This is a genomic window from Amycolatopsis sp. WAC 04182 (assembly GCF_003947465.1).
In the GTDB taxonomy this organism is placed as follows: domain Bacteria; phylum Actinomycetota; class Actinomycetes; order Mycobacteriales; family Pseudonocardiaceae; genus Amycolatopsis.
On record NZ_QHJJ01000005.1, the window covers coordinates 501,180 to 514,816 of the forward strand.

The 13,637-nt window shown below is 67.7% G+C and carries 14 protein-coding genes; 8 read left to right on the forward strand and 6 right to left on the reverse strand.

Annotation, left to right across the window (positions count from 1 at the left end; all coding sequences use genetic code 11):
• Positions 1–22: 22 nt before the first annotated feature.
• Both DMH01_RS28455 and tatB read left to right on the forward strand, forming a co-directional pair.
• Positions 23–1,564, forward strand: coding sequence for a S1C family serine protease (locus DMH01_RS28455; protein WP_125680251.1), 1,542 nt, complete (start codon positions 23–25; stop codon positions 1,562–1,564).
• Positions 1,565–1,619: 55 nt separating this feature from the next.
• The gene (gene tatB, locus DMH01_RS28460) at positions 1,620–2,057 is read left to right on the forward strand and encodes a Sec-independent protein translocase protein TatB (protein ID WP_125680252.1); all 438 of its coding nucleotides are present in this window, start codon (positions 1,620–1,622) and stop codon (positions 2,055–2,057) included.
• Positions 2,058–2,132: 75 nt separating this feature from the next.
• Here tatB and DMH01_RS28465 read toward each other — a convergent pair whose 3' ends face one another.
• Genes DMH01_RS28465 through DMH01_RS28480 form a run of 4 tightly spaced genes read right to left on the reverse strand, consistent with a single transcriptional unit; the run spans position 2,133 to position 6,053 of the window.
• Complete coding sequence (locus DMH01_RS28465) at positions 2,133–3,278, reverse strand: Mrp/NBP35 family ATP-binding protein (RefSeq protein WP_125680253.1); 1,146 nt, start codon at positions 3,276–3,278, stop codon at positions 2,133–2,135.
• 9 nt (positions 3,279–3,287) lie between these two features.
• A complete protein-coding gene (locus DMH01_RS28470) occupies positions 3,288–3,797 on the reverse strand; it encodes a DUF1003 domain-containing protein (RefSeq protein WP_125680254.1) in 510 nt (169 codons plus the stop codon).
• On the reverse strand, positions 3,790–5,097 hold the full coding sequence (locus tag DMH01_RS28475; protein WP_125680255.1) for a magnesium transporter MgtE N-terminal domain-containing protein: 1,308 nt from the start codon (positions 5,095–5,097) through the stop codon (positions 3,790–3,792). The genes DMH01_RS28470 and DMH01_RS28475 overlap by 8 nt, the downstream gene beginning before the upstream one ends.
• A gap of 44 nt (positions 5,098–5,141) precedes the next feature.
• Positions 5,142–6,053 (reverse strand): aminoglycoside phosphotransferase family protein, encoded by a 912-nt coding sequence (locus tag DMH01_RS28480; RefSeq protein WP_125680256.1) that lies wholly within the window; start codon positions 6,051–6,053, stop codon positions 5,142–5,144.
• Positions 6,054–6,141: 88 nt separating this feature from the next.
• Between DMH01_RS28480 and DMH01_RS28485 the strand changes: the two genes are divergently transcribed.
• Positions 6,142–6,975, forward strand: coding sequence for a slipin family protein (locus tag DMH01_RS28485; RefSeq protein WP_125680257.1), 834 nt, complete (start codon positions 6,142–6,144; stop codon positions 6,973–6,975).
• 188 nt (positions 6,976–7,163) lie between these two features.
• Here the strand turns inward: DMH01_RS28485 and DMH01_RS28490 are convergent, their stop codons facing one another.
• Positions 7,164–7,811 carry a DUF4190 domain-containing protein gene (locus DMH01_RS28490; RefSeq protein WP_125680258.1) on the reverse strand — a complete coding sequence of 216 codons (648 nt, stop codon included), beginning with the start codon at positions 7,809–7,811 and terminating at the stop codon, positions 7,164–7,166.
• Positions 7,812–7,860: 49 nt separating this feature from the next.
• Entirely contained in the window at positions 7,861–8,235 is a 375-nt protein-coding gene (locus DMH01_RS28495; protein WP_125680259.1) for a DUF4190 domain-containing protein, read from the reverse strand.
• Between the two features lie 204 nt (positions 8,236–8,439).
• Between DMH01_RS28495 and DMH01_RS28500 the strand changes: the two genes are divergently transcribed.
• The 5 genes from DMH01_RS28500 to DMH01_RS28520 all read left to right on the forward strand — a co-directional run bounded on the left by DMH01_RS28500 (position 8,440) and on the right by DMH01_RS28520 (position 13,634).
• Complete coding sequence (locus DMH01_RS28500) at positions 8,440–9,636, forward strand: acyl-CoA dehydrogenase family protein (RefSeq protein ID WP_034313327.1); 1,197 nt, start codon at positions 8,440–8,442, stop codon at positions 9,634–9,636.
• Between the two features lie 146 nt (positions 9,637–9,782).
• The gene (locus DMH01_RS28505) at positions 9,783–10,298 is read left to right on the forward strand and encodes a general stress protein (RefSeq protein ID WP_125680260.1); all 516 of its coding nucleotides are present in this window, start codon (positions 9,783–9,785) and stop codon (positions 10,296–10,298) included.
• A gap of 224 nt (positions 10,299–10,522) precedes the next feature.
• Positions 10,523–11,845 (forward strand): ABC transporter substrate-binding protein, encoded by a 1,323-nt coding sequence (locus DMH01_RS28510; protein ID WP_125680261.1) that lies wholly within the window; start codon positions 10,523–10,525, stop codon positions 11,843–11,845.
• A complete protein-coding gene (locus DMH01_RS28515) occupies positions 11,842–12,792 on the forward strand; it encodes a carbohydrate ABC transporter permease (protein ID WP_125680262.1) in 951 nt (316 codons plus the stop codon). Before DMH01_RS28510 ends, DMH01_RS28515 begins: the two co-directional genes overlap by 4 nt.
• Positions 12,792–13,634 carry a carbohydrate ABC transporter permease gene (locus DMH01_RS28520; protein WP_034313318.1) on the forward strand — a complete coding sequence of 281 codons (843 nt, stop codon included), beginning with the start codon at positions 12,792–12,794 and terminating at the stop codon, positions 13,632–13,634. The genes DMH01_RS28515 and DMH01_RS28520 overlap by 1 nt, the downstream gene beginning before the upstream one ends.
• Positions 13,635–13,637 lie beyond the last annotated feature (3 nt).

Sequence of the window (13,637 nt, forward strand, 5' to 3'; positions counted from 1 at the left end):
CTGATCTCAGCCCCGGGGAATGATGACCGAGCAGCCGAACGCGAATCCGCAGCAGCCTGGTGACCCGGCGGGGGATCGGCTGGCGCCGCGCCCGCTGGCCCGGCCCGCCGTCGATCCGGCGCAGGCGGCCACGTTCGGGAGGCCGCACGGTGTCGACGGTGCCTTCGACAAGCTGTACCAGCCGGGCACCAACGGGCAGTCCGCGCCGAGCCTGAACCTCGCGCCGCCGACGCCGGAATCGCTCGCCGAGGCCTTCCGCCGCCCGCCGGGCGCCGAAGGTGTCGTGCTGGAGCGCCCACACGGGACCAACGGCTCCACACCGTCCTCGAACGGCGCTGAAGGCCCGCTCTGGACCACGACCTCGGATCCCTGGCGCGACCCGTCGTCCGGCGCGGTGCTCGCCGGCCCCGCCGTACAGCAGGACGCGGACGAGGAGAAGGACGCGAAGCGCCCGCAGGGTGCGCTGCTGAGCCTTCCGGAGGTCCTGTTCGGGCGGCGTGTGCAGACGAAGGCATTGGCGATGCTCGCCGCGGTCGCGCTGGTCATCGGCGCCGCCGGCGGGCTGATCGGCTGGTGGTTCGCCGACACCGGCACCGAACTGACCGGGCAGGCCAGCATCTCCGAAGCCGACGCGGCCAAGGAACGTCCGGCGGGATCGATCGCGGACATCGCCCACCGGGTCGCGCCGGCCGTGGTCTCGCTCGAGGTGTTCAAACCCGGCGCCGACGCGGGCCAGCAGGGCTCCGGCGTCGTCATCGACACCCAGGGCTACGTGCTCACGAACGAACACGTGATCTCCGCCGCGACGGCCGACGCGGCCACCAAGGTCACCGCCGTGTTCTTCGACGGCAGGCGCGTCGAAGCGAAGGTGGTCGGCGCCGACCCCAAAACCGACCTCGCCGTGGTCAAGGTCGACGTCAAGAACCTGACCGCGCTGCAGGTCGGGAAGTCTTCCGACCTCGCCGTCGGCGACTCGGTGATCGCGGTCGGTTCGCCGCTGGCGCTGCAGAACTCGGTCACCGCGGGCATCGTGAGCGCGCTCAACCGCCCGGTGACCGCCGGTGGCGACGGTGGCAGCGCGCCGGTGATCTACGAGGCCATCCAGACCGACGCCGCGATCAACCACGGCAACTCGGGCGGGGCGCTCGTCGACGCGACCGGTGCGCTGGTCGGGATCAACTCCGCGATCCGCTCCTCCAGTGCCGAAGGCGGCAGCATCGGCATCGGGTTCGCCATCCCCAGTGACTACGCGGTGAAGATCGCGAAAACACTGATCAAGGACGGCAAGGTCGTCCACCCCGACATCGGCATCAACGCTTCGTCGACCGTCGCGGGCTCCAGCACGATGGGCGCACAGGTCCGCAACGTCGCTCCTGGGGGCCCCGCGGCCTCCGCCGGGATCAAAGAAGGCGACGTCATCACGGAGGTCGGCGGACGGCTCGTGCGCGACTCGGCGGAACTGCTCGTCGCGGTCCGCGCCCGCGAAGTCGGCGAAGTGGTCCCTGTCCGCCTTGTCCGGGATGGGTCTTCACTTGTCGTCGACGTGAAACTGGCCTCGGACTAGCGGGTTCGGCCGGGTACCCTGAACGGGGAAGACGCCGAGGCGGAGGTTCACACGGGTGTTCGAGAGTGTCGGCTGGGGAGAGATCCTCATCATCGTCGTCGCGGGTCTTTTCATCCTCGGTCCGGAACGGCTGCCCGAAGCGGCCTCCTGGGTGGCGAAGAGCGTCCGCAAGGTCCGCGACTTCGCGACCGGGGCCAAGACGCAACTGCGCGAGGAGATGGGCCCGGAGTTCGATCAGCTGCGCAAGCCGCTGGAGGACCTGCGAGGCCTGCGGAACTTCGACCCGAAGCGGGTCGTCACCCAGCACCTGTTCGACGGTGACTCGGATCCGCTGGGGATCAACAACATCAACGGCACCAGTGGCACCACTGCCGCCAATGGGACGAACGGTGCCAACGGGGCTTCGAAGCCCAACGGCTACCCGGCGACGGCTTCGCAGCCCGAGCCGCTGAAGCCGGGGGAGCGCCCGCCGGTCGACCCGGACGCCACCTGACCCACCCGCGTTCAGTCCTCTGAATGCGATCCTTGCGCGTGCAAGTACCGCATTCAGAGGACTAAACGCATAGGGTCAGCGGCCTGCGGGGGTGACGTTCAGCATCATCCCGGCCAGCCCGCGCGCCCGGACGGTCAGCTTCTTCGCCGCCTCCTTGAGCACGAGCGACGCCGGCGCGTCCGGCTCGGCGAGCACGATCGGTGTCCCGGCGTCGCCGTTGGAGACCACGCGCGGGTCCATCGGGACCTGGCCGAGCAGCGGCACGGTCGACCCGACCGACTTCGACAGCGAGTCCGCGACGGACTGCCCGCCACCGGCGCCGAAGATCTCCATCCGCTGGCCGTCGGGCGTCTCCAGCCACGACATGTTCTCGATGACCCCGGCCACGCGCTGCCGCGTCTGGAGCGCGATCGCGCCCGCGCGCTCGGCCACCTCGGCGGCCGCCTGCTGCGGGGTGGTGACGACGAGGATCTCCGCGTTCGGGATCAGCTGCGCCACCGAGATCGCGATGTCGCCGGTGCCCGGCGGCAGGTCCAGCAGCAGGATGTCGAGGTCGCCCCAGAACACGTCGGCGAGGAACTGCTGCAGCGCGCGGTGCAGCATCGGCCCGCGCCACACCACGGGGGTGTTGCCCGGGGTGAACATGCCGATCGAGATGACCTTCACGCCGTGCGCCTGCGGCGGCATGATCATGGTGTCGACCTTGGTCGGCTTCTCCCGCGCGCCGAGCATCCGCGGCACCGAGTGCCCGTAGATGTCCGCGTCCACCACGCCGACGGAAAGCCCGCGTTCGGCCATCGCGGCCGCGAGGTTCACCGTCACCGAGGACTTGCCGACGCCGCCCTTGCCGGACGCGACGCAGTAGACCCGCGTCATCGAACCCGGCTGCGCGAACGGGATCACCGGCTCCGCGGCGTCACCGCGCAGCGATTTTCGCAGCTCCGTGCGTTGCTCGTCGCTCATCACGTCGAGCTCGACCCGGACGTCGCTGACGCCGGGGAGCTTCTTGACGGCTTCGGTGGTGTCGTTGGTCAGTGTCGCCTTCAGCGGGCAACCGGCGACCGTCAGGTAGATCCCGACGGTGACCACACCGTCCGAGCCGACCTCCACGTCCTTGACCATGCCGAGTTCGGTGATCGGTTTCTTGATCTCCGGGTCGTACACGGCCTTCAGCGCGGTGCGGACATCGTCGACGCTGGGGAGTTGCTGCGTACTGGTCACACGTCCATGTTACGTACCGGTAGGCGTGCGGTCGGGTTTGGCCTTGCGCGGCTTGACGTCAAGATCCTCACGGAGCCGGTCGAGTTCGCCCCGCAGGAAGTCCCGCGTGGCGACCTCGCCGAGCGCGATCCGCAGCGACGCCAGCTCCCGCGCGAGGTATTCGGTGTCCGCCTTCGTCTGCGCGGCGCGATTGCGGTCTTCCTCCAGCGAGACGCGGTCGCGGTCGTCCTGCCGGTTCTGCGCCAGCAGGATCAGCGGCGCGGCGTACGCGGCCTGCGTCGAGAACGCCAGGTTCAGCAGGATGAACGGGTACGGGTCCCACCGCAGCGAGACCGCGACCAGGTTCAGCACGATCCAGACGATGACGATCAGCGTCTGCCAGAACAGGTACTTGCCGGTGCCGAGGAACCGCGCGACCCGTTCGGTGAGCCTGCCGAAGGTGTCCGGATCGATGTTCAGCCTGAACCGGCTCTGGCCGCGGGGCTGGTCCAGCCGCCGCCCGGACATCAGTTCAGGCACGTTCCGCCTCCTCGGTCTCCGCGTGGATCTCGCCGGTGATGTCGTGCAGCCCGGTCTCGCGCCAGCCCTCCGGCAGCAGGTGGTCGAGCACGTCGTCGACGGTGACCGCGCCGAGCAGGTGGTCTTCGGCGTCCACCACCGGCCCGCAGGTGAGGTTGTAGGCGGCGAAGTAGCGCGTGACCTCGGACAAGGTGGCGTTCGGCCGCAGCGCGGGCAGCTGGGAGTCGATGGCGCTCGCCACCATCTCCGCGGGTGGTTCGCGCAGCAGCCGCTGGAAGTGGACGACGCCGACGAAGCGACCGGTCGGCGTCTCGGTCGGCGGGCGGCAGACGAACACCATGCTCGCCAGCGCCACCGGGAGGTCCGCGTTGCGGATGTGCGCGAGCGCCTCGGCGACCGTGGCGTCCGGCGTCAGCACCACCGGCTCGGGCGTCATCAACCCGCCCGCGGTGTCGGAGGAGTACTCCAGCAGCCGCTTCACCGGTGCCGACTCCTCGGGTTCCATCAGCTCCAGGAACCGGTTCTGTTCGGCGGGGGCCAGCTCGGCCAGCAGGTCGGCGGCGTCGTCGGGGTCCATCGCTTCGAGGATGTCGGCGGCGCGTTCCTCGGCGAGGTAGGACAGCAGTTCCTTCTGGTCGTCTTCGGGAAGCTCCTCGATGACGTCGGCGAGGTGCTCGTCGTCCATCGCGTCGGCGACTTCGTGCCGTCGTTTGAGCGGCAGGTCGCGGACCGTGGCGGCGACGTCGGCCGCGCGCATGGTGTCGAACAGCATCAGCAGCTGCGCCGCGCCCTGGGTCTGGCCGGTCAGGTCGGTGAGCCCGAGCCCGGACACCTCCGCCCACGGCAGCACCTGCATCGCCGAACGCCGTCTGCCGAGGCCGAGCCTGCTCGACCGTTCCCGGATCGCGAGTTTCGCGAGCACCCAGTCCCGCGTCCGCGTCGGTTCCATGCCGGCGTCGACGACGGTGACCCGCGTGTCCGAGCCGGCGAGGGTGGCGTGCGCGTCGAACAGCTGCCCGACCACCAGCACCTCGTTGGGCCGTTGATGGAACCGCCGCATGTTCACCGATCCGGTGGCGAGCGTGACGGCGCTGGGCTCGATCGACGTCACGCGCAACATCGGCACGAACACGCGGCGCCTCGTCGTCAGCTCGACCACGATGCCGAGGATCCGCGGGGGTTGCTGGTCGAGGCGCAGGCCCGCCACCAGGTCCCGCACCTTGCCGATCGATTCACCATCGGGGCCGAAAACCGGCAAACCGGCCAGCTGAGCTGCGAATACCCTGTTCACGGCTGCCATGTCCGAAGGTTATCCGCTCCCGGGGCGGCAGACGATTCGTGTGATCACCGCAATGCCCAGGCGGCGATCGCGGGAACGGCGGCGTAGGCCGGGTCTTCGGCGAGGGTCTCGGGCGAGGCGCCCTCGGCGAGGTCTTCGTACAGCCAGGTCCAGTTCTGCACCGCGCGGACCAGCGTCCATGCCCGCGCGCGTTCGGCGTCCAGCCCGGCGGCCGCGGTGAACCACGCGATCTTTTCGTCCATTGTGGACTCGTTCGCCCGGTTCCAGAGAATCGAGATAGCGCCGAACTCGAGGTCACCCGAAAGCGGCTTCGGGTCGATCACCAGCCACGGTTCGCGCTCCCCGGCGAGGACGTTTTCGAAGTGCAGGTCCTCGTTCACCATCAGCTCACCGGCCTCCGGCCCGAGGTTCACGCAGATTTCCACGGCGGCGTCGATGTACTTGCGCTCGAACGGTTCGCCGAGCTCGCTCCAGGTCTCCGGGAGTTCGGCGACCAGCTCCGCGGCTTCCTCGCGAAGGGATCGCCGCAGCGTTTCGGGAGCGGGGACGGCCAGCCGCCGCGCCAGCGCGCCGACGGTCTCGACGGCCTCTCGGATCGGCTCCGTTTCCAGCGACCGGCCGGCGTCGAGCCGCTCCAGGAGCAGCACGCCGTCTTCGGGCACGTTGTCGTACATCAGAACCGCGCCCTGACCGGCCCAAGTGGACAGTGCGAGCGGTTCGTCGTCGGATTCCTCGTGCGGCCAGCCGAGTTTGAGGATCGCGGGGGAGCCGTCCGCGCGGCGCACGGGCTGCGCGACGCCGACGAAGCCGTGCATGGCCTCGCCGTCGTAGTCGAGCTGCCATTTGGCGGTGTACTTCTCGGCGAGGAACGGGAGGGAATCGAGCCACTCGGCTGCTCCGGGGCCGAGATCGGCGGCACGGTCGAGGAACTTGGGCGGGATCTTGAAACCGGTCACGGACCCACCTTGGCAGGCCTGTCCACCGTGTTTCCCTCGTGACCCGCCGGGCGTACCGTGAACAGCGAGAACAACCCCGGGAGCAGCCATGGTGGTGGAGATTCTCAGTGCGGTCGTCGTCGCGGGCGGTGCGTGGCTCGCGGCCAGCCTTCGCGTGGTGAAACAGTACGAACGCGGCCTCGTGTTCCGGTTCGGGCGGGTGCGCCCGGCGATCCGGCAGCCGGGGCTCGCGCTGCTGGTGCCGTTCGCGGACAGACTGCAGAAGGTCAACATGCAGATCGTCACGATGCCGATCCCCGCGCAGGACGGCATCACCCGCGACAACGTCACCGTGCGGGTGGACGCGGTCGTGTACTTCAAGGTGATCGACCCGGTGCTGGCCGCGGTCAACGTGCAGGACTACCGCTCGGCCGTCGGCCAGGTCGCGCAGACCTCGCTGCGGTCGATCATCGGCAAGAGCGACCTGGACGACCTGCTGTCGAACCGCGAACGGCTGAACGAGGGCCTGGAGCTGATGATCGACAGCCCGGCCTTGGACTGGGGCATCCACATCGACCGCGTCGAGATCAAGGACGTCGCGCTGCCGGAGTCGATGAAACGCTCGATGTCGCGCCAGGCCGAAGCCGAACGCGAACGGCGGGCGCGGGTCATTTCAGCCGACGGGGAGTTGCAGGCGTCGTACAAGCTTTCGCAGGCGGCCGCGACCATGGCCGACACTCCGGCGGCGTTGCAGTTGCGGCTGCTGGAGACCGTCGTGCAGGTCTCGGCGGAGAAGAACTCGACGCTGGTCTTGCCGTTCCCGGTGGAACTGCTGCGTTTCCTCGACGCGAACACGCCGAAGCGGGAAGCACCTTCGTCGGAGGCCAACGGTCAGGTGGCGCCGGCGCCCAGAGAACCGGGGGACGTGGGGCAGGTCTCGTGAGTGGTCGGTACCGGTTGTCCTCCGGCTCTGCCTGAGTACATGAAGGCCCCCTTCCTTGCGCCAGGCGCAAGGAAGGGGGCCTTCATGTACCTCGGCATGGTGATGAAGGTCGAGCTACCTCGGCTGAGCCGAGGAAACCTTCACGGACTCGGCTGGGGGGATCAACCGCAGCCGAGTCAGTAAAGGCTCTAATCGAGCTCGCCGTTCACGCCGAGCATGATCATCGTGCCGCCGAAACCGACGTACAGCGCGATCACGACGTAGGCGATGATCACCGCCGCGAGCGCCATGCCACGTCCACCCGCCTCACCGCGGTTCGCCTTCGCCAGCCCGATGTGTCCCAGGATCAGCCCGACGATCACCGTCACACAGGAGCAGATCCCGATGAGCGAGCACACCAGCCCGGCGATCGCCATCCCGTTGTCCTGCGATCGCGGGGGAGCTACCGCCGCGTACGGGTTGTACGGCTGCGGCGCCGGATACGCGGCGGGCAACGGCACGGGCGTGTACACCGGCGGGGCCAGCGGCTCCGGAGTCGCGTAGGGCGGCGGAACGGGCTCGGCGGTCAGCGGATCGATGGCCTGCCCGTACGTCTCGACCGGAACCGGGACGGAAGCCGGATCGGGGTCCGGAGCAGAAGCCGAAGGCGCCTCGAACGGAGCGGGCGGCTCGAACGGCGGAGGCGGGGTGAAGGGTGCCGGCGGTTGGAACTGCTGCGGTTCCACCGGGTTCGCCACGGTCTCGGACGCCGAAGACACCACAGTCGGGTCGGAGAAGGTGTTCGAGTCGGTGTAGGACGACGTCGACGGTGTGTCCTGCGAGTCGGAACTGCTCATCCGGTTGGCCCCCTGGTTCGTGCGGGACACCACCGTATCCGGGGACGGGTCACGAGACGTTCGCGGCTCCGATCGCGAGCACGACGAAAATGAACCACAGGATGACCGGGATCAGCCAGAGCGCGGTGACCACGTAGCCGATGATCATGCCCGCCTGCGCCATGCCCTGGCCGCCCGCTTCGCCGCGTTTGGCCTTCGAGAGCGCGATGTGCCCGAAGATGATCCCCAGGATCGCCGGGAAGCACATGAGCAGCCCGATCAGCGAGCACACCAGCGACGCCACCGCCATGCCCTGGTCCGGCGGCCGCACGTAGGTCTGCTGGACGTAGTACTGCTGAGGCGGCGGCTGATACGGCTGGAGACCGTAGGGCTGCTGGAACTGCCCGGACGGCTGCTGCCCGTACGGGTCATGCGGATTCGTCATGCTGGTCCCCTCGTAGACGAGGACCGTATCGCTACCGGAAAGCGCCGTGTTTCGCGGCGATGTTCAGTGCGACGGGGAACGCGATGGCCCTTGCCACGGATGGCGTACGCGTGACTGCGCTCATAGCGGGGTCCCCGGTCAGGCGTCATACTCACCGGTAACCCAGCGCCGGGAGCCCGGCGCGCGCGAATTTAGGGAGCAGCGATGGCTCGCCTCGCCCAGACCGCCGGTTTGACCGACGTGCAGTCCGAAATCCTGGCCACGGTCCGCCAGTTCGTGGACAAGGAGGTCATCCCGCGCGCGCAGGAGCTCGAGCATTCCGACACCTATCCCACCGACATCGTCGAGGGGATGAAGGAGATGGGCCTGTTCGGGCTCACCATCCCGGAGGAGTACGGCGGCCTCGGCGAATCGCTGCTGACCTACGCGCTCGTGGTCGAGGAGATCGCACGCGGCTGGATGAGCGTCTCCGGCGTCATCAACACGCACTTCATCGTCGCGCACATGATCAAGCAGCACGGGACGCCGGAGCAGAAGCAGCACTTCCTGCCGCGGATGGCGACCGGTGAGGTCCGCGGCTCGTTCTCGATGTCCGAGCCCGACCTCGGCTCCGACGTCGCCGCGATCAAGACCCGCGCCCGCAAGACCGACGACGGTTACGTCATCGACGGTTCGAAGATGTGGCTGACCAACGGCGGCAGCTCCAACCTGATCGCGCTGCTCGTCAAGACCGACGAAGGCGCCGAGAAGGCCCACCAGAACCTGACCACGTTCCTGGTCGAGAAGCCCGAGGGCTTCGGCGAGGTCGCTCCCGGCCTCACCATCCCCGGCAAGATCGACAAGATGGGTTACAAGGGCGTCGACACCACCGAAGCCGTGTTCGACGGCTACAAGATCGGTGCCGACAAGGTTCTCGGCGAAGCGCCGGGCAAGGGCTTCGCGTACATGATGGACGGTGTCGAGGTCGGCCGCGTCAACGTCGCCGCCCGCGCCTGCGGTATCGCGATCCGCGCGTTCGAACTCGCCGTCGAGTACGCCCAGCAGCGCAAGACCTTCGGCAAGGCCATCGCCGAGCACCAGGCGGTCGCGTTCAAACTCGCCGAGATGGCCACCAAGGTCGAGGCCGCGCACCTGATGATGGTCAACGCCGCCCGCCTCAAGGACTCCGGCGAGCGCAACGACGTCGAAGCGGGCATGGCCAAGCTGATCGCCAGCGAGTACTGCGCCGAGGTCACCCAGGACTCCTTCCGCATCCACGGCGGCTACGGCTACTCCAAGGAGTACGAGATCGAACGCCTCATGCGCGAGGCACCGTTCCTGCTCATCGGCGAAGGCACCAGCGAGATCCAGAAGACCATCATCAGCCGCGGCCTGCTCCGCGAGTACAAGTCCCGCTCCTGACGGGCGCTGAAGGACGCTTTCACCGCATCGGATGCGGTGAAAGCTCCCCTCACCACGTCCTACGCGAGGAAGGCGTCCTTCAGCTCACGTTCGCGCCTTTCGCCCGTCCTTGAGAAGATGGACCAGGACGGGCGAGAGGTGATTACGTGAGTGCTCCCTTTGGCGGAAGCGGCCGGGCCGCGGGCGGGCTGCCCAGGCTGCCGACACCGCCTTCCGGCTGGCCGATCGGTTCCTACGCGACGTACGGCGAAGCCCAGCAAGCCGTCGGTTTCCTCGCGGAGAAGGAGTTCGGGGTCTCCGACGTGACCATCGTCGGCGTCGACCTGATGCTCGTCGAGCGCGTCGTCGGCAGGCTGAGCTGGGGCCGGGTGCTGGGCACGGGCGCGGTGTCCGGCGCGTGGTTCGGCCTGATCATCGGGTTGCTGCTGGGCATGTTCAACAACCAGGGTTTCGCCTGGCAGCCCATGATCGGCGGGCTCGTGCTCGGCATTCTGGCGTGGACGGTCTTCGCGGCGATCAGCTACAGCATGTCCCGCCGCGACTTCTCCTCCGCGAGCCAGCTGGTCGCCGGCCGCTACGACGTGCTCTGCCAGCCCCGTTCGGCCGAGCGCGGTCGCGAACTCCTCGCCCAGCTCGCGTTGGGCGGCCGGCCCGCCCGGTGACATTCGGCGGTACTCGTTCACCTGTTCGTCGTGCGGTCCGCTGAATCGTTACCGATACTGCTTGCGGGCGGTGATCGCCCGGAATAGGTTGCACAACACCAGTCGGGCGGTCGCGTACTCCAGCGTGTCCGCCCGAGCACTAGCACGTCGGGGTGCTGGCGCGCGGCGTCTTCAACGCGTCCTAGTGCCGCCGTTCCCCAGGCGTGCGCGGGTGAGGAGGCCTCATGGGGAAGAGGATGAGCGCGAGCCGGAGGGGCCGCTCACCAGGCCGCACCGGCTCGCTACTCGGCGCGGTAGCGCTGACGGCCGGCTTGCTGGCGGGTTGCGGTTCGGATGCCGGACTGAAGATCAACGTCTACTACGCGCCCGAAGACAATTTCCAGTCCGTTGTGGACGATTGCACCAAGGCCTCGGGCGGGCGCTACGAGGTCGTCTACAACAAACTCCCGCGACCGGCCGACGGCCAGCGGGAACAGATGGTCCGGCGCCTGGCCGCCGGGGACGATTCACTCGACGTACTGGGGCTGGACGTCACCTGGGTCTCGGAATTCGCCGAGGCGGGCTGGGTCGACGAATGGACGGGTGAAGCCAAGGCCGAGGCGACCGCGGGTGTCCTGCCGGGGCCGCTCGAAACCGCCACGTGGAACGGAAAGCTCTACGCGGCGACCAAGAACACCAACGTCCAGTTGCTCTGGTACGACGACCGGCTGACCCCGACGCCGCCGAAGACCTGGGACGAGATGATCCAGCAGGCCCAGGCGCTCAAGGCGCAGGGCAAGCCGGCGAACGTCGTGTTCACCGGCGCGCAGTACGAAGGCCTGGTCGTCATCTACAACACGCTCGTCGAGTCGGCGGGCGGCAAGATCCTCTCCGACGACGGCAAGTCGGTCGTGATGGACGAGGGCGCGATCAAGGCGCTGGAGATGCTCAAGAAGGTCACCACGGCCGGGATCACCGACCCGTCGCTGACCAACTCCAAAGAGGACGAGGTCCGCCAGGCCTTCCAGCGCGGGAACGCCGCCTTCGAGCTGAACTGGCCGTTCGTCTACGCCTCCTATGCCAAGGAGAAGAAGGACGAGCTGAAGCACTTCAAGTGGACCACCTATCCGGAATTCGAAGCGGGCAAACCCGCCAAGACCACGATCGGTGGCTACAACCTGGCGGTCAGTTCGACCTCGAAGCACAAGGCCGAGGCCTACGAGGTCGCGCTGTGCCTGCGCAGCGCGAAGAACCAGAAGTTCTCCGCGCTCAAGGACGGTGTCCCGCCGACGATCGAGTCGCTCTACACGGACACGCTGCCGCTCGACGCGACGGCGCCGCAGAGCGACGACAACCCGAGCATGGACACGAAGTACCCGATGCGGGAGACGATTCTGGAGGCCCTCAAGGACGCCGCGGTGCGTCCGCTGACCCCGGCGTACCAGAACGCGTCGACCGTGTTGTCGAAGGTGCTTTCCCCGCCTTCTGAAATCGATCCGCGGAAGACGGCGGAGAAGCTGAAGGAACAGCTCGCCGACGCGCTCCAGTCGAAGGGAGTGATCCCGTGACCGTGCAGGAAACCGCCGGCTCGGCGACCGCGAGCAAACCGGGTAAGAAGACCAAACCCGTTCTCAGTGAAGGAAAGAAGGCCGAGCGCAGACTCGGGCTCTGGCTGTGCGCCCCGGCGGCGATCGTGATGATCGCGGTCACCGGGTACCCGATCATCTACTCGATCTGGCTCTCCCTGCAGCGCTACGACCTCAGGTTCCCGGCGCAGCAGGAGTTCGTCGGTCTCGACAACTACATCGCGGTGCTGTCCAACGGATATTGGTGGACGGCGTTCGGGACGACGATGGGGTTGACCATCGTTTCGGTGGTGATCGAGTTCGTCCTGGGCATGGGACTGGCGCTGATCATGCACCGGACGCTCGTCGGACGGGGCCTCGTGCGGACGGTCGCCCTGATCCCGTACGGCATCGTGACGGTGGTCGCGGCGTTCTCCTGGTACTACGCCTGGACGCCGGACACGGGCTACCTGGCCAACCTGTTCTTCCCGGACAGCGCGCCGCTGACCGAGTACTGGCCTTCGCTGGCGATCATCGTGCTGGCCGAGGTCTGGAAGACGACGCCGTTCATGGCGCTGCTGCTGATGGCGGGGCTGGCGCTGGTGCCGGACGACCTGCTGAAGGCCGCTGCGATGGACGGCGCGACGGCGTGGCAGCGGTTCACGAAGGTGATGCTGCCGGTGATGAAGCCGGCGATCCTGGTGGCGCTGCTGTTCCGCACCCTGGACGCGTTCCGCATCTTCGACAACATCTTCGTGCTCACCAACGGCGCGCAAGATACGTCTTCGGTGTCGATGCAGACCTACAACAACCTGGTCAAGGGGTTGAACCTCGGGATCGGGTCGACGATGGCGGTGCTGATCTTCATCACGGTGGCGATCATCGCGTTCATCTTCATCAAGGTGTTCGGCACGGCCGCACCCGGCAGTGACAATGGGGGTAAGCGCTGATGGCGATCGGTGGAGCGGTCACTCCCGGCCGCAAGTTCAAGTGGGGCCTCGTCGACATCCTCGTCCTGGTGTTCGCGCTGTTCCCGGTGCTCTGGGTGGTCTCGCTTTCGTTCAAGACCAAGGAGACCCTGGACGACGGGAACTTCATCCCGTCGGAATGGACGTGGCAGAACTACGCGGACATCTTCGAGACCACGGAGTTCATCAGGGCACTGGTGAACTCGATCGGGATCGCGATCATCGCGACGGTGATCGCGGTCGTCCTAGGCACGATGGCGGCGTACGCGATCGCGCGGCTGGACTTCCCCGGCAAGCAGGTGCTGGTCGGGATGTCGCTGCTGATCGCGATGTTCCCGCAGGTGTCGCTGGTGACGCCGCTGTTCAACATCGAACGTGAGCTGGGCCTGTTCGACACCTGGCCGGGGCTGATCCTGCCCTACATCACGTTCGCGCTGCCACTGTCGATCTACACGCTGTCCGCGTTCTTCCGGGAAATCCCGTGGGAGCTGGAAAAGGCGGCGAAGATGGACGGCGCGACCCCGGCGCAGGCGTTCCGCAAGGTGATCGCGCCCCTGGCGGCACCGGGGGTGTTCACCACCGCGATCCTGGTGTTCATCTTCTGCTGGAACGACTTCCTGTTCGCGATCTCGCTGACCTCGACCGAGGCCTCGCGCACGGTCCCGGCGGCGCTGTCGTTCTTCACCGGGTCGTCGCAGTTCGAAGACCCGACCGGGACGATCTCCGCGGCCGCCGTGGTGATCACCGTCCCGATCATCCTGTTCGTGTTGTTCTTCCAGCGTCGCATCGTGGCGGGGCTGACGTCCGGTGCGGTGAAGGGCTGACCC